The organism is Stenotrophomonas sp. SBJS02, from assembly GCF_020428325.2.
GTDB lineage: Bacteria > Pseudomonadota > Gammaproteobacteria > Xanthomonadales > Xanthomonadaceae > Stenotrophomonas > Stenotrophomonas africana.
Genome location: NZ_CP109812.1, coordinates 3,689,299 through 3,712,585, shown reverse-complemented (window position 1 = coordinate 3,712,585; position 23,287 = coordinate 3,689,299). Strand labels below are relative to the sequence as shown.

At 68.0% G+C, this 23,287-nt stretch carries 14 protein-coding genes and 2 pseudogenes; 13 read left to right on the top strand and 3 right to left on the bottom strand.

Annotated features, from left to right (window positions below; all coding sequences use genetic code 11):
- Positions 1–52: 52 nt before the first annotated feature.
- Entirely contained in the window at positions 53–4,135 is a 4,083-nt protein-coding gene (gene hrpA, locus FQS62_RS17155; RefSeq protein WP_208043301.1) for an ATP-dependent RNA helicase HrpA, read from the top strand.
- Between the two features lie 117 nt (positions 4,136–4,252).
- Here hrpA and FQS62_RS17150 read toward each other — a convergent pair whose 3' ends face one another.
- Entirely contained in the window at positions 4,253–4,789 is a 537-nt protein-coding gene (locus tag FQS62_RS17150; protein WP_049443695.1) for a hypothetical protein, read from the bottom strand.
- A gap of 130 nt (positions 4,790–4,919) precedes the next feature.
- Here FQS62_RS17150 and FQS62_RS17145 point away from each other — a divergent pair, with 130 nt between their 5' ends.
- From FQS62_RS17145 to tsaB, 8 genes and pseudogenes are all read left to right on the top strand, one after another.
- A complete protein-coding gene (locus FQS62_RS17145; RefSeq protein WP_049443697.1) occupies positions 4,920–7,076 on the top strand; it encodes a RelA/SpoT family protein in 2,157 nt (718 codons plus the stop codon).
- 30 nt (positions 7,077–7,106) lie between these two features.
- Positions 7,107–8,677, top strand: a pseudogene (locus FQS62_RS22300) (hypothetical protein).
- 62 nt (positions 8,678–8,739) lie between these two features.
- A complete protein-coding gene (locus FQS62_RS17130; protein ID WP_049443700.1) occupies positions 8,740–9,630 on the top strand; it encodes an SDR family oxidoreductase in 891 nt (296 codons plus the stop codon).
- A gap of 73 nt (positions 9,631–9,703) precedes the next feature.
- Entirely contained in the window at positions 9,704–10,756 is a 1,053-nt protein-coding gene (locus FQS62_RS17125) for a glycosyltransferase family 2 protein (RefSeq protein WP_049443702.1), read from the top strand.
- A gap of 84 nt (positions 10,757–10,840) precedes the next feature.
- Positions 10,841–13,279, top strand: coding sequence for a penicillin-binding protein 1B (gene mrcB / locus FQS62_RS17120; RefSeq protein WP_088479445.1), 2,439 nt, complete (start codon positions 10,841–10,843; stop codon positions 13,277–13,279).
- A gap of 11 nt (positions 13,280–13,290) precedes the next feature.
- Positions 13,291–13,812: a hypothetical protein gene (locus tag FQS62_RS17115; RefSeq protein WP_180839184.1), complete on the top strand. Its 522-nt coding sequence runs from the start codon at positions 13,291–13,293 to the stop codon at positions 13,810–13,812.
- Between the two features lie 676 nt (positions 13,813–14,488).
- Positions 14,489–16,537, top strand: coding sequence for a DNA repair helicase YoaA (locus FQS62_RS17110; RefSeq protein ID WP_099589863.1), 2,049 nt, complete (start codon positions 14,489–14,491; stop codon positions 16,535–16,537).
- 9 nt (positions 16,538–16,546) lie between these two features.
- The gene (gene tsaB, locus FQS62_RS17105; protein ID WP_099589862.1) at positions 16,547–17,260 is read left to right on the top strand and encodes a tRNA (adenosine(37)-N6)-threonylcarbamoyltransferase complex dimerization subunit type 1 TsaB; all 714 of its coding nucleotides are present in this window, start codon (positions 16,547–16,549) and stop codon (positions 17,258–17,260) included.
- 508 nt (positions 17,261–17,768) lie between these two features.
- On the opposite strand, the gene FQS62_RS17100 is transcribed toward tsaB, so the two are convergent.
- Positions 17,769–18,653: an energy transducer TonB family protein gene (locus tag FQS62_RS17100; protein WP_049445443.1), complete on the bottom strand. Its 885-nt coding sequence runs from the start codon at positions 18,651–18,653 to the stop codon at positions 17,769–17,771.
- Positions 18,653–19,599 (bottom strand): annotated as a pseudogene (gshB, locus tag FQS62_RS17095) (glutathione synthase). The gene FQS62_RS17100 and the pseudogene gshB overlap by 1 nt, the downstream one beginning before the upstream one ends.
- A gap of 240 nt (positions 19,600–19,839) precedes the next feature.
- Between gshB and pilG the strand changes: the two are divergent.
- Genes pilG through FQS62_RS17075 form a run of 4 tightly spaced genes read left to right on the top strand, consistent with a single transcriptional unit; the run spans position 19,840 to position 23,230 of the window.
- On the top strand, positions 19,840–20,241 hold the full coding sequence (gene pilG / locus FQS62_RS17090; RefSeq protein ID WP_005418455.1) for a twitching motility response regulator PilG: 402 nt from the start codon (positions 19,840–19,842) through the stop codon (positions 20,239–20,241).
- 18 nt (positions 20,242–20,259) lie between these two features.
- Positions 20,260–20,622, top strand: a complete 363-nt coding sequence (locus tag FQS62_RS17085) for a response regulator (protein WP_005410717.1) — start codon at positions 20,260–20,262, stop codon at positions 20,620–20,622.
- Complete coding sequence (locus FQS62_RS17080; protein ID WP_049445439.1) at positions 20,622–21,152, top strand: chemotaxis protein CheW; 531 nt, start codon at positions 20,622–20,624, stop codon at positions 21,150–21,152. Before FQS62_RS17085 ends, FQS62_RS17080 begins: the two co-directional genes overlap by 1 nt.
- Positions 21,153–21,193: 41 nt before the next feature.
- Positions 21,194–23,230, top strand: coding sequence for a methyl-accepting chemotaxis protein (locus tag FQS62_RS17075; RefSeq protein WP_049445437.1), 2,037 nt, complete (start codon positions 21,194–21,196; stop codon positions 23,228–23,230).
- Positions 23,231–23,287: the final 57 nt, after the last annotated feature.

The window sequence follows — 23,287 nt, the reverse complement described above, 5'->3', positions numbered from 1 at the left end:
ATAAACCGGTCGTGATGACTGGTCGCTTTCAAAGTTTTGAACGAACCGATTGATGAGCTCTATCGATAAAAATCCATCGCCCCGCCTGCGCCAACAGCGTGCCGCCATCGACGGCGCCATGAGCCGCGACCGGGGCCGTTTGCTGGGGATGCTCTCGCGTTGCCAGGCCAAGCCACAGGATGCGGCACTGGCCGCCACCTTCGAGCAGGCCTTGCAGGCGTCGGTGCAGCGCCGGATGACACGGGCGCAGCAGCAGCCGTCCATTACTCTGGACCCGCAGCTGCCGATTGCGCGTGAAGCCGACGCCATCATCGGGCTGATCCGCGACCATCAGGTCGTGGTGATCGCTGGTGAAACCGGCTCGGGCAAGACCACCCAGCTGCCGAAACTGTGCCTGGCCGCAGGCCGTGGCCAGGCCGGCATGATCGGTTGCACCCAGCCGCGACGGATTGCCGCACGTGCGGTGGCCAGCCGCGTGGCGCAGGAACTGCACAGTGAGCTGGGCCAGCTGGTGGGCTACCAGGTGCGCTTCAACGACAAGGTCAGCGAAGACAGCCGCATCAAGTTCATGACCGATGGCATCCTGCTGGCGGAGATCGCGAGCGACCGCTGGCTGTCGAACTACGACACGATCATCGTTGACGAGGCGCACGAACGCAGCCTCAACATCGACTTCCTGCTGGGCTACCTGAAGCAGCTGCTGCGCAAGCGCCCGGACCTGAAGCTGATCGTGACATCGGCCACCATCGACACCGAACGCTTCGCCCAGCATTTCGACAATGCGCCGGTGATCAGCGTCGAAGGCCGTACCTACCCGGTGGAAGTGCGCTACCGCGCGCTGGAAGGCGAGGGCGAAGACCAGGGCGAGCGCACGGTCAACGACGCCATCGTGTCGGCCATCGACGAGATCACCCGCCTGGATGCGCGCGGTGACGTGCTGATCTTCCTGCCGGGCGAGCGCGAGATCCGCGATGCGCACCAGTCGCTGGAACGGCGCAAGTACCGCAACACCGAGGTGCTTCCGCTGTATGCGCGCCTGTCCAACCAGGACCAGGACCGGGTGTTCAATCCGGGGCCGAACCGGCGCATCGTGCTGGCCACCAACGTGGCGGAAACCTCGCTGACGGTGCCGCGCATCCGTTACGTGGTCGATCCGGGCTTTGCCCGCGTCAAGCGCTACAGTCCGCGCAACAAGCTGGACCGCCTGCACATCGAGCCGATCTCGCAGGCCAGTGCGAACCAGCGCAAGGGCCGCTGCGGCCGTATCGCCGAGGGCATCTGCTACCGCCTGTACGCCGAGGCCGATTTCCAGGCGCGGCCGGAGTTCACCGATCCAGAGATCCGCCGCTCCAGCTTGGCAGGGGTGATCCTGCGCATGCTGCAGCTGGGCCTGGGCCGCATCGAGGACTTCCCGTTCCTGGAAGCGCCGGACGAGCGCGCGGTAGCCGATGGCTGGCAGCAGCTGACCGAACTGGGCGCGATCGACGCCGAGCGGCGCATGACCACCATCGGCAAGCAGATGGCGCGCCTGCCGGTGGACGTGAAGCTGGCGCGCATGCTGGTCGCCGCGCAGGCCGCCGGCTGCCTGCGGCCGATGCTGGTGATCGCCTCGTTCCTGGGCATCCAGGACCCGCGCGAACGTCCGCCCGAAGCACGCGGTGCGGCCGACAGCGCGCATGCGCAGTTCGCCGATGGTCGTTCCGAGTTCGTTGGCGTGCTGCGCCTGTGGGATGCCTATCGGCAGGCCCATGAAGATCTGACCCAGTCCAAGCTGCGCGACTGGTGCGGCCGTCATTTCCTCGGCTTCCTGCGCATGCGCGAGTGGCGCGAGCTGCATCGCCAGCTGCGCCTGCTGTGCGAAGAACTGGGCTGGAAGGAAGAGGCCAGCGAGGCCTCGATGGCACCGTTGCTGGCCGGCAGCAGTGCGCCGGCGCCAGCGCGTGATGATGCTGCCGCAGTGAAAGCCACCCGCGGCCAGCTGCACCGCGCCGCGCGCCTGGCCCGCGAAGGCAAGGCCGAGGCCGCACCGGCCCCGGTGGCCGTGCGTGCGCAGAAGGACCAGGCACCGGCGGGTGGGGGTTTCAGCGAACGCGTGCGTGCCGCTGCCTACCAGACCCTGCACCGGGCGCTGGTGGCGGGCCTTCCAACGCAGATCGGTCACCGCACCGAGAAGGGCGATTTCCAGGCACCGCGCCAGCGCCGGTTCCTGCCGTTCCCGGGTTCGACGCTGTCCAAGCGGCCGCCGCCGTGGCTGCTGGTGGCCAACCTGCTGGATACGCAGAAGGTGTGGGGCATGACCCTGGCCGCGATCGAGCCGGACTGGGTGATCGCCGAGCTGCCGCATCTGCTGCTGCGCAAACATTTCGATCCGCACTGGTCGCGCGCGCAGGGCCAGGTGCTGGCGTCCGAGCAGATCAGCCTGTTCGGCCTGGTGCTGGCACCGAAGAAGCCAGTGCACTACGGCCGCATCGCACCGGGCGAAGCGCATGACATCTTCGTGCGCCAGGCACTGGTGACCGGCGAGATCAACACCCGCGCCAGTTTCGTGGCCGACAACCAGAAAGTGCTGGAGGTCGCCCGCGAGGAAGAAGCGAAGCTGCGCCGCGCCGGCATCGTTGCCGACGAGGACTGGCAGGCCCGCTGGTACCTGGACCGGGTGCCGCCGCAGATCCACTCGGCCGCGGGCCTGGATACCTGGTGGAAGGGACTGGCGCCGGAACAGCGCAAGACCCTGCACTGGTTGCTGGTCGATCTGTTGCCGGGCGAGGGCAGCGAGCAGGAGCGCTATCCGAAGTACCTGGCGCTGGGTCAGGCGCGGCTGCCGTTGCATTACCGCTTCGAGCCGGGTGCCGACGATGATGGCGTGACCCTGGACGTACCGCTGCACCTGCTCAACGCGCTGGACCCGGTGCAGCTGGGCTGGTTGGCGCCGGGTTTCGTCGCCGACAAGGCCTCGGCACTGATCCGCAGCCTGCCCAAGGCGATGCGCCGCAACTACGTGCCGGCACCAGACTTCGGTCGCGCGTTCTACGAAGCGTTCCCGCAGCCCAGTGCCGATGCCATCACCGGCGAACTGGCGCGCTTCCTGTCACGCGCAACCGGCGCCACGGTGACTGCGCTGGATTTCGAGCCCGGTTCGATCGAACCGCACCTGCACATGAACCTGCGGCTGCGCGACGAGCAGGGCAAGGTGCTGGCGACTTCGCGCGATCTGGACGCACTGCGCGCGAAATTCGGCGGTCGTGCCGGCGATGCGTTCGCTGCACGCGCTGGGCGCGAGATGGCGGCCGATGGCCTGCGCACGTTCCCGGCCGCGCCGATTCCGCTGCAGGTGCCCGGTGAAGCGGGTGTACCTGCGTATCCGGCGTTGTTGGACGAGGGCGACAGTGTTGCGCTGCGCATCTTCGCCGACCGCCATCAGGCGCTGGAGGCTCATCCACTGGGCGTGCGCCGCCTGCTGGAAATCGCGCTGGCCGAGAAGGTGAAGCAGGCGCGCAAGCAGCTGCCGGTCGGTGCCAAGACCGGCCTGTTGTATGCCGCGATCGAGTCGCAGGAGCGCCTGCGCGGCGACCTGGTCGATGCAGCGATGAACGCCGTGCTGGCCGAGGGCCTGGAAGACATCCGCGATGCGGCGGCCTTCGAGCAGCGCCGTGAGCATGCGGCCAAGGCACTGTTTGGTGAGGCCATGTCGCGGCTGAAGCTGGCCGAAACCATCCTGGCCCTGGTGGCGGAACTGAAGCCGATGCTGGAAGCGCCGTTGATGGGTTGGGCGCGCGGCAATCTGGACGACATGGAAGCGCAGCTGGTCGGACTGATCCATCCCGGCTTCCTGCGCGACACGCCGGCTGACGCGCTGGCGCAGTACCCGCGCTATCTGAAGGCGATGATCCTGCGCACCGAGCGTGCCAAGCGTGATCCGCCGCGTGACCAGGCGCGCATGCTGGAGCTGCATCCGTTCCTGGAGGCGCTGGAGGTGGGCGAACAGCAGGGCCTGCGTGAGCGCCCGCAGTGGCAGGCGCTGCGCTGGGATCTTGAGGAATTGCGGGTGTCACTGTTCGCGCAGGAGCTGGGTGCACGCACCGGCATCTCGGCGAAGAAGCTGGCGCAGCGGGTGACCGCACTGCGCCAGGCGTGACTCCGATGATGTGATGACGTAGAGCCGAGCCCATGCTCGGCTGCTTTTTTGATGCCTCGTCATCTTCCCGTGCAGATCGCAGCCGAGCGTGGGCTCGGCTCTACACGATGGGCGGCGTTATTTGGTGCGGCGTACCTTCGGCTGGGTGTTCACGCCGTCGACCTTCAGGTACCAGACGCCCATCACGCCGGGCTTGATGCTGACGGTGGGGGACTGCTTGCGCACACCGGCCAGGGTGCTTGCATCGGTCTGCTCCCATTCCTGGCCGTTGTCCAGCACGTAGACGCGGCCTTTGCCGAAGCCGCGGAATTCGCCCTGCAGCACGCCGACAATCGGCTCGTTGCTGCCGAAATCGAAGAAGCCGCGATTCTTCACGATCACTTCCTGGCGGCCTTCCTCGCGCGCCGATTCCCGTACCGCAGCAACCGCCTGGGTGGTGGCCGCTTCGACCTTGCCCTGCAGCCAGCGGTTCAGCGTGGCCAGTTCCTGCGCGCTGAGCTTGTCCAGGCCGGCCGCCTTGAACTCGGCCGGCGACATCTGCTGCTGCAGGTCACCCTCCACCACGCGCTGGGCCAGCGCAGGCGCCGACAGGGACAGCAGGAGCGCGGCGCAGGCCAGCAGCTGTGGGCGGAAACGCGGGACGATCGAGGGCATGGCGGGACTCTCCTGGGTTTGCCCACGAGTGTAGCGGCATGTCTTCATGCCGGGTGATGGTGGCCGTGGTGATTGTCCCTGAACGGCGCCGGCGCTAGTGTAGAGGCCTCTGTCTTGCCTGCTCGATGCTGTGAACCGCGCTTCCGTCCCCGGCCTGGATGGCCTGTTGAACCGTCCCTCGGCAGCGGTGCTGCCTGCTCCGCTGCGCCAGGCCCTGCGCGAGCACTGGGAAGCGCCGGAGTGCGACCACCAGATGCGCGCCAGCTGGTCGGTGCTGGGCGATACCCTTGACGCACTGGCGATGCTCTCGGCCGATGAGGGCGCAGTGGTCGCGGCCCTGCTGTTCGACCTGCCGGGCCTGCGTGCCAGTCTGGAGCAACTGCCTCTGGGTAACCACAAGGCGGCGGTGATCGGCCTGCTCGACGGTCAGGATGCAGCCGATCCGGTGTGGGCGCTGCATGCCGGCCGCGAGGCGGGGCGCAACAGTGAAGGCCTGCGCCGCCTGCTGCTGGCGATCATCCGAGACCTGCGCGTGGTGCCGATCCTGCTGGCACGGCAGCTGGCGCGGATGCGCGCGGCCGACAAGCTCGACGACGCGCAACGCCGCGCGCTGGCGCAGCTGACCCGCGACATCCATGCACCGCTGGCCAACCGGTTGGGCATCTGGCAGCTGAAGTGGGAGCTGGAGGACCTGGCGTTCCGCCATCTGGAACCGGAGACCTACCGGCGTATCGCCCGCGAGGTGGACGAGACCCGCATCGCGCGCGAGCGCTATGTCGAGAACGTCAAGAAGGTGCTGTCGCGCGAGCTGGTCGCGCAGGGCATCAAGGCCGAAGTCAGCGGCCGCCCGAAGCACATCTACAGCATCTGGCGGAAGATGCAGAAGAAGCGGCTGGCGTTCGACCAGCTGTACGACATCCGCGCAGTGCGGGTGATGGTCGACGACGTGGCCGCCTGCTACGCCGCGCTGGGCGTGGTGCATGCACTGTGGGCGCCGGTGCCCAGCGAGTTCGACGATTACATCGCCCGGCCCAAGGCCAACGACTATCGCTCGCTGCATACCGCCGTGGTTGGCCCGGAAGGGCGCACCATCGAAGTGCAGATCCGTACCCATGAGATGCACTCGCAGGCCGAGCTGGGCGTGGCCGCGCACTGGAAATACAAGGAAGGCGGCAAGGGCGCGGAGAAGTCCTTCGACCGCAAGATCACCTGGATGCGCCAACTGCTGGAGCAGGCGCAGGACGGGCAGGGCAATGAGCTGGCCGGGGCGCTCGACGCCGAGCTGACCGAGGACCGGGTCTATGCATTGAGCCCGAAGGACGAGGTGCTGGACCTGCCGCAGGGTGCCACGCCGCTGGATTTCGCCTACCAGGTGCACACCATGGTCGGCCACCGCTGCCGCGGCGCCAAGGTCAATGGCCGTATCGTGCCGCTGACCTATCGCCTGCGCAGCGGCGACCGCGTCGAGATCCTGACCGGCAAGGAGGCCGACCCGCGGCGCGACTGGCTGATGCCGGCCAACGGCTTCCTGGCCAGCAACCGCTCGCGCGAGAAGGTGCGCAGCTGGTTCCACAAGCTGGACCGTGCGCGCAACGTGCAGGCCGGTCGCGAGCTGCTCGAGCGTGAGCTGAAGCGGCTGGGCCTGCAGCACTCGGACCTGACGGTGGCGGCGAAGAAGTTCCATGCCGACAGCGTTGACGACCTCTACATCCAGGTGGCGCTGGGCGATACCGGCCCGAACCAGGTCAGCCGTACCCTGCTGGAAGCCGAACGTGCAGCGAGCCAGCCGGCGCCCACGCCAACCCTGCCGCGGCCGACTGCCCGCCGCGAGAACCTGGGCAAGTCCAAATTCACGGTGCAGGGCGTGGGCAATCTGCTGGTGCAGCTGGCGCGCTGCTGCCAGCCGGTGGCCGGCGAGCCGATCGTCGGCTACCTGACCCGTAGCCGGGGTGTCACCGTGCATCGTGCAGACTGTGCCGCGCTGGCCCGGCTGGCAGCCACCAGCCCGCAGCGCATCCTGCCGGTGGAGTGGGGCCAGGCCGGCGGCGGCTACGAAGTGGACGTGGTGGTCACTGCAGTCGACCGCCGCTGGCTGCTGAAGGACATCACCAACCTGATCGCCCAGGAAGACGCCTATGTGCTCGACATCCACAGTGACAACGTACGCAACAGTGGCCGTGCCCACCTGCGCCTGCGTCTGAAGGTGAGCGACTACGGCCAGCTGTCGACCCTGCTGGGCAAGCTGGACGCGCTGCCGGGCGTGAGCGAGGCGCGTCGCCTCGGCTGAGCTTCACGCTGCCCCGGCTACCCTGCACGCATGGAACGCGAGCCCCCGCATCGCCCGCATGGCGCTGAACATCCTGCGCTGGACCGCGTCCGCCGCGAAGGCCGTTGGTGGTGGCTGCAGGCACGCCACGCGCGCCGGGTGTGGCGCTGGGCGCTGGTCGCGGCGCTGGCGGTGTTCGTGCTGCTGGTGCTGCTGCGCAAGCCATTGGCCGACTGGTTCTGGGGTGAGCCGCAGATCGAACAGCTGCTGGCCGAAGGTGACCGCGCGCTTGCCACCGGCCGGCTGAGCGCGGCCGACGGCAGTGGTGCGCGCGAGCGCTACCAGGCCGTGCTGGCGCTGGATGGTGATCGCCCACAGGCCCGCGAGGGCCTGGCACGAACCGCTGCGGCCGCATTGCAGCAGGCCCGCGACAAACTGCAGAACGACGACCTCGACGGCAGTGCACAGGCACTGTCGCTGGCTCGCGAGCTGCAGGTGCCGCAGGTCGATGCAGATGCCGTCGACCGCCAGCTGCAGGCACGGCGCAGTGCGGGCGCGGCATCGGGGCGCTGCTGGCCCAGGCCCGCAATGCCTTCGCTGCCGGGCGGCTGGACGATGGCGACAGCAGCGCGCTGCCGTTGTTCCAGCGCATCCTGGCGCTGCAGCCTGACAACCTGCCGGCACTGGAAGGGCGCGAGGATGCGCTGAGCGATCTGCTGCAGCACGCGCGTACATTGGGCGCGCGCGGGGAACTGGCCGAAGCCGCCGCGATCGTGCAGCGCGCGCGTCAGTTCGATGCGGGCCATGCCGATCTGCCGGCCAGCCAGGAAGCACTGGCGCGGGCGGTAGACGAACGCTTGCGGCAGGCGCAGCGCGCGCTGCAGCGGCAGCAGCTGGAAAAGGCAGCGAAAGGATTCCTGGCCGTGCTGGCGGTGGCACCGGAGGATCCTGCGGCCCAGCGTGGGCGGGAGCAGGCGCTGCAGGCGGTGCTTGCGCGCAGCCAGAGCCAGGCCGATGATTTCCAGTTCGAGGCTGCGCAGCGCGATGCGGTGCTGGCGGAAGAGCTGGGTGCGTCGGCAGCAGCACGTCAGCAGTTGGCGCAGCGCCTGCAACGCGCGCAGCAGGCGCAGCAGTCCCTGAAACAACCGGCTGTCAGTACGGCGCAACGTGAACGACAGCTGCGCGATCACCTGCGCAGGATGGAGCGTGCCGAGCGCGCCGGGCAGTGGATCAGCCCGCCCGGCCATAGTGCGTTTGATGCGCTGCGTGAAGCGCAATCACTGGCGCCACGCGATGCACGGGTGAAAGCTGCAGCCGCCCGCCTGCTGCCCGCCAGCCGCAGTTGCTTCGATGACAACCTGCGGCAGAACCGGGTGCAGGCGGCAGGGGCCTGCCTGCAGGCCTGGCAGACCCTGTCACCCACTGCGAATGGCCTGGCTGCTGCCCGCCAGCGCTTGGCACAGCGATGGCTGGCAATTGGCAGCGAGCGTCTGGGCAATGGCGATGTGGCCTTTGCCGAGCACGCCCTGCAGCAGGCCGGCGAGCTCGGGGTTGGTGCTTCCAGCAGCGAGTACCAGCAGCTGCGGCAGCGCCTGCGCGACATCGGGGTGTCCTCCCCCTGAGCCTCGCCGTTGCCGGAGGGCTCGCTATAGTAGCCAGCCCCGCAACACCCCACGGAGTGCCGATGACCGTCCTTGTTTCCGGAGCCACCAGCCAGATCGGCCGGTTCCTGCTGCCGCGCCTGGTGCAGGTGCATGAGCGGGTGCAGGCGGTGAGCCGGCGGCCACAACCGGCACAGGACGGTGTGCAGTGGCTGTGCGGGGATCTCGCAAGCGCACTGGACAGCGTGCCGTCCCCTGCCTGGAAGGCGATCGCCAGCTTCGGACCGCTGGAAGGCCTGGCGCAGTGGTTGTCACAGCAGAGCGTGGCTCCGGCCGGGCAGGTCATCGCCACCAGTTCGATGAGCGTGCTGAGCAAGCAGGATTCCGAGCAGGCCGACGAACAGGACGTGGTAGCGATGCTGCAGCGGGGCGAAGCAGGCTTGATCGAACAGGCCGAACGTCTCGGCATGGTGTGGACGATCCTGCGGCCAACGCTGATCTACGGCGCCGGCATCGACCGCAGCATCACCCCGATCGTGCAGCGCGCCCTGCGTCTGCGCCTTTTCCCGATCCCGCTGGCCGATGGCCTGCGCCAGCCGGTGCATGCCGATGACATCGCCCGTGCCGTGGTGGCCTGCATCAGCAGCGGCGCGGGGTCCTCGAGGGTGCTGGAAATCGGTGGCGGCGAACGGTTGCCCTATCACGCGATGTTCCGCCGCGTGCATGCGAGCCTGGCGCAGCCGACCCTCGCGCTGCCGTTGCCGGGCAGTGCCCTGCGTGGCCTGGCCGCACTGGTTCCGCGCGCCCGCGGCCCGGTGTCACGCCTGCAGCAGGACCTGGTTGCAGACAACGGTCCGCTGCAGGCGTTGTTGGGCATCTCGCCGCGACCGTTCCAGCCAGAGGCGGGCATGTGGCAGCCGATGAGCGCTGCGCAGGCCCTGCAGCGTATCGCTGCCCATTCCAGCAACGGATAGTCAGCACCTGTTTCCGTGCGCTGGCGGGGGCTCTGCTACCATCCCCCAGCCTTGTTTTCCGCGAGTACGTTCGATGCCTGACACGCCATCCCGATCGGCCGCTGCCGAACGCATTGGCGTCGCGCTGTGCACCTACAATGGTGCGCGCTACCTGCAGGCACAGCTGGACAGCATCCTCGAGCAGGATCTGCCGGTGAACGAAGTCGTGATCGGCGATGACGGCTCCAGCGATCAGACGCTGCAACTGCTGCAGGCGTTCGTGCCGCGCGCGCAGGCGCTGGGCGTACGTGTCGAGATCGTCCAGCACGCACAGAATCTTGGCTATGTGCGCAATTTCGCCGACGCGCTGCTGCGTTGCCAGGCCGATATCCTGTTCCTGTGTGATCAGGATGATGTCTGGCATCCGGGGCGGGTCCGCAGCTACGTGCAGCGCTTCCAGGCAGACCCGGCCCTGTTGCTGCTGCACAGCGACGCGCGGTTGGTGGATGCGCAGGGCGCGCCGCTGGGCCAGCGCCTGCTGGAGGTGCTGGTGGTGCATCCGGCTGAAGTGGAGCTGGAACGTTCGGGTCTTGCGATCGACGCGATCCTGCTACGGAACTTCATCACCGGCGCCACCTGTGCAGTGCGTCGCACACTGTTGGCCGATTCACTGCCCGTGCCTGCCGGCTGGAGCCACGACGAATGGCTTGCGATCCACGCCTCGCTGTGTGGAGGGCTGGACATGCTGGCCGAACCGACCATCGACTATCGGCAGCATGGCAACAACCAGATCGGAGCCAGTCGGCGCGGCTTTCTGCAGCGCCTGCGCCATCTCGACCTGTTCGATGCGCAGGCGCGCCAGCGCACGGCGGGGCGCCTGCTGGCCCTGGATGCTCTGCTGCGACAGCGTGGCGTGGTCGTGGCGCCGGAGCGCTTCCAGGGGCTTCACGCGCTGGCCTGGCGCATGGCGTGGTCGCGGCTGCAGCTGTATCGCCGCGCGGATGTTCAGGGACGCTGGATCGCCCATGACATGCCGCGCTTGATCGCTCGGTTGGCCAATGTCTGCCTGGCCGGAGCCGGCTGGAAGGGCCTCCGGGCGGCACTGGCAGGGGCCGCGGCAGGCCAGCGGACGTCGCGCCCAGCTTGAACTGCAGTGAAACCGCAGCCCATCGCCTGCCAGCCGCCACGGCGGCTGCGTTAGACTCGCCAGACCCTACCTGCCCGCATCCCCGTGCCCCGACGCTACGATTCCGACGACATCGACGATTACGACGACGACCAGCAGGACAACGGCCCGCTGTGGCGGCGCCGCCTGATCACCTGGAGCATGGCCGCGGTCGCGTTGGGATTGGGCTTCCTGATCCCCTATACGCTGTACCTGAACCAACAGGTGACCCAGCGGTTCGGTGAACTGCGCTGGCAGATTCCGACCCGTGTGTACGCGCGTCCGCTGGTGCTTACGCCGGGCAAGGCGTTGGACGCGGCAACCCTGAAGACCGAGCTCGCCGCGTCCGCCTACCGCGATGACGGGCAGGGTAAGGAGCCGGCCACCTATGCGGTGAACGGTGGGCGCTTCGTTATTTCCAGCCGCGGCTACAACGATGTCGATGGCCGCGTTGCTCCGCGCCGGCTGGAGCTGTCGTTGTCCGACGGTGCGGTCGCTTCGCTGCGCGACGCCGACAACCGCAAGGCCTTGAAGGCCGCACGGTTGGACCCGGCCCGCATCGCCACGCTGTACGGCCAGAAGCAGGAAGAGCGCCGCCTGATCCGCATGGATGAGGCGCCGGATCTGCTGGTGACCGGCCTGCAGGCGGTGGAGGACAAGGACTTCAACCGTCATCACGGCATCGACCTTTCCGGCATTGCCCGCGCGGTGTGGGTGACCATCCGCTCCGGCGGCCAGAGCCGCCAGGGCGCTTCGACGCTGACCCAGCAGCTGGCCCGTAGCGGCCTGCTCGGCATCGGCAAGGAACAGACGGTCACCCGCAAGTTCAACGAAGTGCTGTACGCGCTGATCATGGAAGCGCGCTACGACAAGCGCACCATCTTCGAGGCCTATCTCAACCAGGTGTACCTGGGCCAGCGTGGCAGCCAGGCGATCCACGGCATGTCTTCCGGCGCCGAATTCTGGTTCGGCCGTGACCTGTCGTCGCTGGAAACCGAGCAGATCGCCTTGCTGATCGGCCTGGTCAAGGGGCCGTCCTTCTACGACCCGCGTCGCAACCCGGAGCGGGCGCTGGATCGCCGCAACTTCGTGCTGGGCAAGCTGCACGAAGCCACGCTGATCGACGATGCCGAGTACCAGCGTGCGCTGAAGGCACCGCTGGGCGTGCCCAAGACGCCGGGCCTGGTCGCGGCCAACCGCTTCCCGGCTTACGTCGACCTGGTTCGTCGCCAGCTTGGCCATGACTATCCGGAATCGGCGCTGCAGGGCGCAGGCCTGAGCGTGATGACCGGTATGTCGCCGTCCGCGCAGGCCTATGCCGAAGGCGCGGTGACCCGCACCATCAAGTCGCTGGAAAGCAAGCGTCGCCCCGAACTGCAGGCCGGCATGGTGCTGACCGACGTGCACAACGGTGACGTGCTGGCGGTGATCGGCAGCCGTGAGGTGTCCGAGGTCGGCTTCAACCGCGCGATCGAAGCACAGCGCCCGGTCGGCTCGCTGCTCAAGCCGTTCGTGTACCTGCTGGCGCTGGCTCAGCCGGACCGTTACTCGCTGGCCACCTGGGTCGACGATTCACCGGTGACCGTCCAGCTCGGTCGTGGCCGCAACTGGAGCCCCGGCAATGCCGACAACCGCAGCCATGGCACCGTTCGCCTGATCGACGCGCTGGCGCATTCCTACAACCAGGCCACCGTGCGCGTGGGCATGCAGGTCGGCCCCGAGCGGGTGACCCAGCTGATCCACGTGCTGGCGGGTATCAAGGCCGAAGCGAATCCGGCGGTGATCCTCGGCTCTACCGACCAGAGTCCCTACGCGATGGCGCAGCTGTACCAGTTCCTCGCGTCCGGCGGCGAGATCCAGCCGCTGCACGCGGTGCGTGGCGTGCTCGACCCGCAGGGCAAACTGCTCAAGCGGTATGACAAGACCCCGGCGCCGGCCCAGGAAGGCGACTCGATCGCCGCCAACCTGATCAGTGTCGGCCTGCAGCAGGTGGTCGCCAGCGGTACCGCGCAGCGCCTCAACGCCGACGGTCTGGGCCGGCTGCAGCCGGCCGGCAAGACCGGTACCACCAATGACGGCCGTGACAGCTGGTATGCCGGTTACACCGGCGATCATCTGGCGGTGATCTGGATCGGCAACGACCAGAACGAGCAGGCCGGTCTGTACGGCGCCACCGGCGCGATGCGGGTGTGGTCGGGCATCTTCCAGCGCCTGCCGAGCGCACCGCTGCGTGTCAGCAACAAGGGTCTGGACTGGCAGTCGGTGGCGCCCACCGGTCTCAACACGACCGATGAAGGCTGCCCGGGTGCACGCCGCTTCCCGTTCGTGGTCGGCTATGCACCGGCGTATGCGCCGTGCGCGCCGGCGGTGTCGCCGGACGGGCAGGGCGGTGCAGAAAGCGAAGGCGGTGGCTGGCGCAGCTGGTTCGGCCTGGACCGCAAGCCGGAAGCGCCCGCCGAACCTGCCGCAGCACCTGCCGCCGCCACTCCTCCTCCGAGCCGATGAAGCCGATGAACATGCGATCCCTGCTGCAGCTCCTGGCCTTGACCGGCCTCAGCCTGGCTCTGGCCGCCTGCGTGAGCAGTGCACCGCCGGTGGTCAAGCCGGTCGACACCACCACGCCGGCGCAGCGCCTGGCAGCCGTGAATGCCGCTGCGGGTCCGGACGACAAGGAGCTGTCGGTGCAGCCACTGCGTGATTCGCAGGTGGAAGATCTGCGGGTGACCGCGCAGGCGCAGCGCCAGGCCAACGATCTGGCCGGTGCCGCCAGCAGCCTGGACCATGCGCTGGAAATCGTCGCCGGCGACCCGGCGGTGCTGCAGGAACGTGCCGAACTGGCGCTGCTGCAGGGGCAGTGGGCGCAGGCGGAGACGTTCGCGCGCAAAGCGGTGGATCTGGGTTCGAAGACGGGGCCGCTGTGCCGCCGGCACTGGGCGACGATCGAGCAGTCGCGCCTGGCGCGGGGCGAGAAGGAAAATGCGGTGTCGGCGCATGCGCAGATTGAAGGCTGCACGGTGCCGGGGATCAAGCGGTACTGAGTTTCCAGCCAACGGCGCAGCCCCTCGTGGCTGGCTGCTTGGCCGCGTAAAGCAAAAGCCGCGCTTGGCCGGGCGGGGGTGGGTTCGCGGGGGACGCCGTGAACCCGTCCTTGGGGGCTTGGCCGCGGCATCCATGCCGCGGACACCCCCGCGAACCCGCCCCGCCCGACCTCTGACAGTTTCCGTGTGCTGCCAGCGACGGAAGAGAAAAAGAAAATCAAAAGCGGGTCGCGCGCTGCGCGCACTCGTTGTGGGGTCGGAGCCGTTTTCCGCAGGAAAACGGCTCCGACCCCTTCTTGTTTCCGTTCGACCCACCGCTTCTGAATCCAGTCGAGCAAGCGCGACGCCACGAAGCACGTCCATCCGTCACCGGGAAACTGTCGAAGGCGGGGCGGGAGGGGCAGGCAGGACCGTTGGCGCCATGGGCCCGAGGCACGCCTCGGGCGGGTTGGGCAGGACGCCCAACCCCGGTCTTGCCGTGTGCGCAGGACAGGGCACACGAGCAAGGCGCCACCGAGCCCCATGGACGGGTTTACGGCGTGTCCTGCCTGCCCCTCCCGCCCCGCCAAACACGCAGCAACCCAGAGCCATGAACCACGCTGTTGCTGTTGCCTTTGCCTGCGCTCTGGCTTGAAACGGGTGCCGGGCAGCGCCCGCCGGGTATCCTTTCCCTCTGATGTCCGACCTTGTCCATGCCAGCCGCGAAGCCCTCAGCGACGGCGGCGCGCTCGCCTCGCACCTGGATGCCTTCGTCCCGCGTCCGGCACAGCTGCACCTGACCGAAGCCATCGCCGATGCGCTGCAGCAGCGGGACCTGCTGCTGGCCGAGGCCGGTACCGGCACTGGCAAGACCTTTGCCTATCTGGTGCCGGTGCTGCTGTCCGGGCTGCGTACCATCATTTCCACCGGAACCCGCGCGCTGCAGGACCAGCTCTACCACCGCGATCTGCCGCGGGTGCGCCAAGCACTCGGTGTCGGCCTGCGCAGTGCGCTGCTGAAGGGGCGCGCGAACTACCTGTGCCGCTATCGCCTGCAGCAGGCACGGGGCGAGCCGCGTTTTTCCAGCCCCGAACAGGCTGCGCAGTTCCAGCGGATCCTGGCCTGGTCCGGTCGTTCGGAGTTCGGTGACATCGCCGAACTGGAAGGCCTGGCCGATGACTCGCCGCTGCTGCCGATGGTCACCTCCACCGTCGACAATTGCCTGGGAACCGATTGCCCATTCTGGGACGACTGCTTCGTGGTGCGCGCGCGGCAACGCGCGCAGGCCGCTGACGTGGTGGTGGTCAACCATCACCTGCTGCTGGCCGATCTGGCACTGAAACAGGATGGCTTCGGTGAGTTGCTGCCGGGGGCGCAGGCCTTTGTCATCGACGAGGCACACCAGCTGCCCGAACTGGCAGCGCAGTTCTTCGGCGAAGGTTTTGGCATGCGTCCGTGGCAGGAACTGGGCCGCGACTGCCTGGCCGAAGCGCGCGGTGTAGGGGGCGCACAGTCGGCACTGCAGGAACCGGTCGACCAGTTGCAGCAGGCGCTGCTGGCGCTGCGTTCGGCGATGGAGGGCTTGCCGTCGCGTGGCACGCAATGGCGCGCGCTGGCAATGCCACAGGTGCGCGACGGATTCGATACCGTGATGGCGGGATTGGTGACCCTGGAGCAGGCACTGCAGCCGCTGCGCGAAGCGGCGGCGGGCCTGGATGCCTGCCATGCGCGGGCGCGCGAGGCGGTCTCGCGACTCAGCCGCTGGCTGGGCGATGATGAGCCCAGCCTCGACTTCGATACCGATCCGGCAGACACAGCCAATGCCGCTGATGTGCTCTGGTACGAGCTCACGCCACGTGGCTTCCGCTGCCAACGCACGCCCATGGATGTGTCCGGCCCGTTGCGCGAGCATCGTGAGCGCAGTCGCGCGGCATGGATCTTCACCTCGGCGACGTTGACCGTGGGCGGTGGCTTCGATCACATCGCCACCCGCCTGGGCCTGGACGACCCGCATACGCTGGTCCAGCCAAGCCCGTTCAACTGGCCGGAGCAGGCGTTGTGCTACCTGCCCGAAGGCCTGCCCGATCCGGCCGCGCGCGGCTTCGGCACCGCGCTGATCCAGACCCTGCGGCCCGTGTTGCAGGCGTCGCAGGGCAGGGCATTCCTGTTGTTCGCCTCGCACCGTGCATTGCGCGAGGCCGCCGAGGCACTGCGTGATGGGCCTTGGCCGTTGTTTGTGCAGGGCGAGGCACCGCGCGCTACGCTGCTGCAACGCTTCCGCGAATCGGGCAATGGCGTGCTGCTGGGCTCGGCCAGTTTCCGCGAGGGCGTGGACGTGGTGGGCGAGGCGCTGAGCGTGGTGATGATCGACAAGCTGCCGTTCGCAGCACCGGACGATCCGGTGTACGAGGCGCGGTTGGAGGCGATCCGCAGCCAGGGCGGCAATCCGTTCCGCGATGAGCAGCTGCCGCAGGCGGTGATTGCACTGAAACAGGGCGTTGGCCGCCTGATCCGCAGCGAGAGCGACCGTGGTGTGTTGGTGTTGTGCGACCCACGCCTGCTCAACCGTGGCTATGGTCGGGTCTTCCTCGATTCACTGCCGCCGTTCCGCCGTACCCGCAGCCTGGCCGATGTGCAGGCCTTCTTTACGCCACAATGGGCGCCCGTGGCCGATGATGCGGCTGCCCCGGTCGCTGTTGCGACCGGCCCCGAGCCGGCGCCCGGTGCCACGTTCCCCCTGTTCTGACCCGATCCGATGAAACTGCTCGCCTTTGAAACCGCCACCGAAGCCTGTTCCGTTGCCCTGCATGTCGATGGGCAGGTGCTGGAACGCTTCGAGATCGCCCCGCGCCGGCACGCTGAACTGAGCCTGCCGTGGGCCGAGGCGCTTCTGGCCGAAGCCGGCATCAGCCGCCGCCAGCTGGACGGCATTGCGCTCAGCTGCGGCCCCGGTGCGTTCACCGGCGTACGCCTGGCGATCGCGATTGCCCAGGGCATCGCACTGGCGCTGGACCGGCCGCTGCTGCCGGTCTCGACGCTGCAGGTGTTGGCGCTGCGCGCGCCGGTGGAAGAAACGCAGATCCTGTCAGCGATCGATGCGCGGATGGGCGAACTCTACGTCGCCCGCTTCGAGCGTGTGGACGGCCTGCCGGTGGCGCGTGATGCCGAACGCGTCTGCGCACCGGCTGCGGTGGCGCTGCCGGAAGGGCTGTCGGCTTACGGTGTCGGTACCGGTTTCGGCGCGGCCGAGGGGGCACTGGTGACCCAGCTGGGCACCGGACTGCGCGGATTCGACGCCACGGCATTGCCGCGTGCGTCGGACGTGCTCGCACTGGCGGTGCCGGCGTTCGCGCGCGGCGAAGCCATTGCACCGGAGAAGGTCGAGCCGGCCTACCTGCGTGACAACGTGGCACTGACCCTGGTCGAGCAGCAGGCCGCGCGCGAGGCGAAGGCGAAGGCCAACGGCTGAGCCCCTCGTGGCCGAGGATCGGTAGAGTCGACTGTTAGTCGACTGCAACAGCCGCGCTTGGCCGGGCGGGGTGGGTTCGCGGGGGACGCCGTGAACCCGTCCCTGGGGGCTTAGCCGCGCCATCCATGGCGCGGATACCCCCGCGAACCCACCCCGCCCGACCTCTGACAGTTTCCGTGTGCGTCCGCCACGGAAAATCAAAAGAAAATCAAAGTCAAAAGCGGGTCGCTTCGCTCGCATCCACGCGTGGCGTGGATGTGTGTCGACCAAGGTCGACACCTACCAAAGCAATGGTGCGCCGGGATCTGTCAGAGGTGGGGCGGTGTCGGGTTGCGGGGTATCCGCGGCATGGATGCCGCGGCTAAGCCTACAGGGACGTACTTGCGGCGTCCCCGCCACCCGACACCGCCCCGCCAAGCGTCAGTACACCGGCCGCCGCTTCTGCTGTTGCTTCGGCTGTGGCCGTTGCCTCTGCGGGTCCCGGGCCGCAGGCCCGGGCAACAAAACCCTACCGGTCGTCGTGCAGGGTGCCGCCCGGCAGGAACACCCACGTGCGGGTGACCTGCAGGATGTCGATCTCATCTTCGGTCTTCGGCAACGGCGGGAACGGCTGCGCCAGCTTCACCACCCGCAGGGCCGCCTCATCCAGCAGCGGCGTTCCGCTCGAACGCAGGATCCGGCTGCTCTCCACGCTGCCATCGCGGCGTACGCCCACGCTGATCACCACCTGGCCGCCGAGGCGGCGCTGCCGCGCCTCGTCCGGGTAATTCAGGTTGCCTACGCGCTCGGCGCGGTCGACCCAGGCACGCAGGTAATTGGCATAGGCATATTCACGCGTGCTGGCCGACACGAACTTGCGGTTCGGGCGCTTGGCGTACTGCGCCGAGCGCAGATGCACTTCAGCGGCCAGTCGGGCCATTTCCACATCGCGCTGCTCGCGTGCGCTCAGCGGTGCGTCCGGTTCGGGCTGATCCGGCGTGGGGCGGGACTGCGCCTGCGCCACCACCTCCTGGCCATTGCGGCTGCTGACCACCCGTGCCTGCGGCGGCGGAACCGGTGCGGCCGATTGCTGCTGCTGCGGCACCGGGCTCAGCCCGGACTGGGCCTGCGGCACGATACCGGCCTGGTTGTCGCGCGGACGCTGTGCGCGGTCGTGCTCGCCACCGCCTTCCTGGTTGGCTGCGGCCAGGAAATCAGCCTGCTTCGGCGTCAGCGCGGTGCGGGTCTGGCTGAAGATCACTTCCAGCGTCGGCACCAGCGGTGCATCACCCTTCACGGCGAAGCCCACGCCCAGGATCAGCAGGGCGTGGACCAGCACAGACAGCGCGATGGTCGCCCCCAGCCGTTGCGCTTCGCGCGGTGGCGGGGGCAGGACGGCAGGTGCGGACGGCATCAGCGCAGGCCGGCCTCGATCGCGTCGAACAGGGTGCCGGCAATGTTCAGTCCGTACTGTGCGTCCAGTTCGCGCACGCAGGTCGGACTGGTCACGTTGACCTCGGTCAGATAATCCCCGATCACGTCCAGGCCGACGAAGCGCATGCCACGACGCTTCATCTCCGGGCCCACCTGGGCGGCGATCCAGCGGTCGCGCTCGCTCAGCGGGCGGCCTTCGCCGCGGCCGCCGGCGGCGAGGTTGCCGCGGAACTCATCGCCCTGCGGGATGCGTGCCAGGCAGTAGTCGACCGGTTCGCCATCGACCAGCAGGATGCGCTTGTCGCCGGCGGTGATGTCGGGAATGAACTTCTGCGCCAGCGCCATGCGGTGGCGCCGTCGGTCAGCGTTTCCAGAATCACGTTCAGGTTCGGGTCGCCCTGGCCGCTGCGGAAGATGGAGCGGCCGCCCATGCCATCCAGCGGCTTCAGTACGGCCTGGCCGTGCTCCAGCGCAAAGGCCTTCAAGGCCTTGGCGTCGCGGCTGACCAGAGTCGGCGGGCAGCACTGCGGGAACAGCAGCGCGGCCAGCTTCTCGTTGTAGTCGCGCAGGCCCTGCGGGTTGTTGACCACGCAGGCGCCGGCCGCTGCGGCCACGTCCAGCACCTGGGTGTCGTAGATGTATTCGGCGTCGACCGGCGGGTCCTTGCGCATCAGCACGATCTGGCCGGGGCCGAACTCGGTGCGGATGAATGCGCCCAGCTCATACCAGCCGGCCGGGTCGTCGCGCACCTGCAGCGGCGCGGTCTGGGCCACCGCTACGCCACCCTCCAGGGCCAGGCCACCCGGGCGCACATAGTGCAGGGCATGGCCGCGGCGCTGGGCTTCCAGCAGCATGGCGAAGGTGGTGTCCTTGGCGATCTTGATGTGGGCGATGGGATCCATCACCACGATGACGTTCAACGGCATGGGCGCACCTGTCAGGCAAGGTGTTGATGGTAGCGGCAACGCCGGTCGCGCGCCTCCCCGCCGTACTGCAACGCAGCGTCCGCCCGGCGGTCGCGCACTCATTGCGAAACCCGTCACGTTCAGGAGGGTGCCATGCCCCGCGCCATGGGGCGGCCTTGAAGCGGGCGCAGTAAGTGCGATATAGATACGCTTTCGTAGCGGCCCCCGCCAGAGATCGGGCCGTGCGCTTGGGGATAGGCAATGACTGAAAACACGACTGCGGGCGGGGAACTCGCAGGACTCCGGGTGATGGTCATCGATGATTCGAAGACCATCCGCAGGACTGCGGAAACGCTGCTCAAGCGCGAAGGCTGCGAGGTGGTCACCGCCACCGACGGCTTCGAAGCGCTTGCGAAGATCGCAGACCAGCAACCGCAGATCATCTTCGTCGACATCATGATGCCGCGCCTGGACGGGTACCAGACCTGTGCGCTGATCAAGGGCAACCAGCTGTTCAAGGCGACCCCGGTCATCATGCTCTCGTCCAAGGATGGCCTGTTCGACAAGGCGCGGGGACGCATCGTCGGCTCGGAGCAATACCTGACGAAGCCTTTCACGCGTGAAGAACTGCTGGGTGCCATCCGCACATACGTCAACGCCTGACCAGGGGGGAAAGGCACAATGGCTCGTATCGTTCTGATCGAGGATTCACCGACCGACCGCGCGGTGTTCACCCAGTGGCTGCGCCGTGCCGGCCACGAGGTGCTGGAAGCGGACAACGCCGAGGATGGACTGCAGCTGGTCCGCGACCAGGTGCCGCAGCTGGTGCTGATGGACGTGGTCCTGCCCGGCATGAGCGGCTTCCAGGCCACCCGCGCGATGGCCCGTGATGCGGCGATCAAGCACATTCCGGTGATCATCGTCAGCACCAAGGCGATGGAAACCGACAAGGCATGGGGCCTGCGCCAGGGCGCGGCCGATTACATCGTCAAGCCGCCGCGCGAGGATGAACTGATCGCGCGGATCAACGAACTGGTGGCCTGATGCGCTCGCCCTTCGACATTCTCGAAGCCTACGAACGGCGCAGCCTGGCCCATGCAGTGCAGCTGCCCGAGCGGCAGTTCGCCCAGGACCTCTGGCGTGGCGTGGGTTATCGCGTCGGCCAGCGCCGGCTCGTGTCCGATTTCCGCGAAGTGGTGGAAATCGTGCCGATGCCGCCGGTGACGCCGGTGCCGTGCGCGCAGCCGTGGTTGCTGGGCGTGGGCAACCTGCGCGGCAACCTGTTCCCGGTGGTCGACCTGAAGTACTTCCTGGAGGGCACGCGTACCGTGCAGCAGGAAGGCCAGCGGGTGCTGATCATGCGCCAGGCCGGTGGCGACGTGGCACTGACCATCGATGAACTGTTCGGCCAGCGCAGCTTCGAGCTGGCCCAGCAGATCGATGCTGGTGCGCTGGCCGATGGGCGTTATGCCCACTTCGTCGACCGCGCCTTCCACGCCGACGGCCAGGACTGGGGCGTGTTCTCGCTCTCGCTGCTGTCGCGCACCCCTGAATTCCGGCAAGCCGCGGCCTGAGGCCGGGCGCTGCCCCCTGCATTGAAGAACGAGGTTGAACGATGAGTACTGCTTCGGACGCCACCAAGACCGGCAAGCTGCGGCTGGGCGGCAGCAACCTCTGGTTGTTCCTGCTGCTGGCATCGATGATCCTGTTCGGCGTCAACACCGGTGTCGCCACCTGGCAGGGCAGTCGCCTGGCCGATGCCGGTTCCAAGGCAGCCGACCTGCAGGTGCTGTCACAGCAGCTGGCCAACCAGGGCCGTGACGCGGTGGGCGGCAACGCGCAGGCGTTCACCGCCTTCAAGGCCACCCGCAACGCGATCGAACAGAATGTGTCGACGCTGCAGGGGCGCTACGGCAAGGAGCCTGGGGTCTCCGGCGCGATCGCCACGCTGGGTGAAACCTGGGCGCCGCTGGGCAAGCAGGCCGGCCAGCTGGTCGCCAGTGAGCCGGCGGTGCTGGCCCTGGCTGGCAACGCCAACAACTTCAGCGGTGCAGTACCGGGCCTGCAGGCACAGCTGAACGAGCTGGTGCGTGCGATGTCCGCCTCCGGTGCGCCGTCGGCGCAGGTGTACAGCGCGCTGCAGCAGGTGGTGGTGGCCGGCTCGATGGCCCGCCGCGTGACCGAAATGCGTGCCGGTGGCAGCGGTGCTGCTACAGCCGGCGATGCGCTGGCCCGCGACATTACCGTGTTCTCGCAGGTGCTCGACGGCCTGCGCAACGGCAACGAGGAACTGGGTATCACCGCCGTGCGCGGTGCTGCCGCCGTGGCCGCGCTGGAGCAGTCGCAGCAGAAGTGGGAAGCGATGAAGCAGGACGCCGACGCGATCCTGGCCAGCTCGCGCCAGCTGTTCGCCGCGCAGTCCGCAGCCACCGCGCTGGGCCAGGGCTCGGCGCACATGCTGGACGACAGCCGCAAGCTGTTCGACGCGTTCTCCTCGTTCGGCTCGGTGTCCGATACCCGCCTGTTCCCGAACTTCTGGATCGGCGTGGTGTCCGGCGCACTGTCGCTGATCGCGATCATCGGCTTCGTCTCCACCAACGTGCGCAGCCGCTCGCGCGAGCAGGAACTGCGCTACCAGACCCAGGTGGAGTTCAACAGCCGAAACCAGCAGGCGATCATGCGGCTGCTGGACGAAATCTCCTCGCTGGGTGAGGGCGACCTGACGGTGAAGGCCTCGGTGACCGAGGACATGACCGGCGCCATCGCCGACGCGATCAACTACGCTGTCGACGAGCTGCGACACCTGGTGACCACCATCAACGACACCTCGGCCAAGGTCGCGCTGTCCACCCAGGAAACCCAGGCCACCGCCATGCAGCTGGCGGAAGCGGCGGGCCACCAGGCCAACCAGATCACCTCGGCCTCGGACCGCATCGGCGAGATCGCGGCGAGCATCGAACAGGTGTCGCGCAACTCGGCCGAGTCGGCCGACGTGGCACAACGCTCGGTGGTGATCGCCGCCGAAGGTGCCGGCGTGGTGCGCGAGACCATCCAGGGCATGGACCAGATCCGTGACCAGATCCAGGAGACCTCCAAGCGCATCAAGCGCCTGGGCGAATCGTCGCAGGAAATCGGCTCGATCGTGGAACTGATCAACGACATTTCCGAGCAGACCAACATCCTGGCGTTGAACGCAGCGGTGCAGGCCGCGTCGGCGGGTGAAGCGGGCCGCGGTTTCGCGGTCGTGGCCGACGAAGTGCAGCGCCTGGCAGAACGCACCTCGGGTGCGACCCGACGCATCGAAAACCTGGTCCAGGCCATTCAGGCCGACACCAACGAAGCGGTCACGTCGATGGAGCAGACCACAGCCGAAGTGGTGTCCGGTGCACGCCTGGCCGAGGATGCCGGCACCGCGCTGACCGAAATCGAGCGCGTGTCCAATGCATTGAACACCCTCATCAAGAACATCTCCATCGCCGCCCAGCAGCAGTCGGCTGCGGCCTCGGACATCACCCGCACCATGGGCGTGATCCGGCAGATCACCGGCCAGACCTCGCAGGGTGCCGGGCAGACCGCCGAATCGATCGGCCACCTCGCGCAGCTGGCGGCGGACCTGCGTCGTTCGGTCGCCGACTTCAAGCTGCCGGCGTGACGCGGGCAGGGCGGCGAGCAAGGAACCAGTCGATGAAGCATTTCCATTCCCCACGCC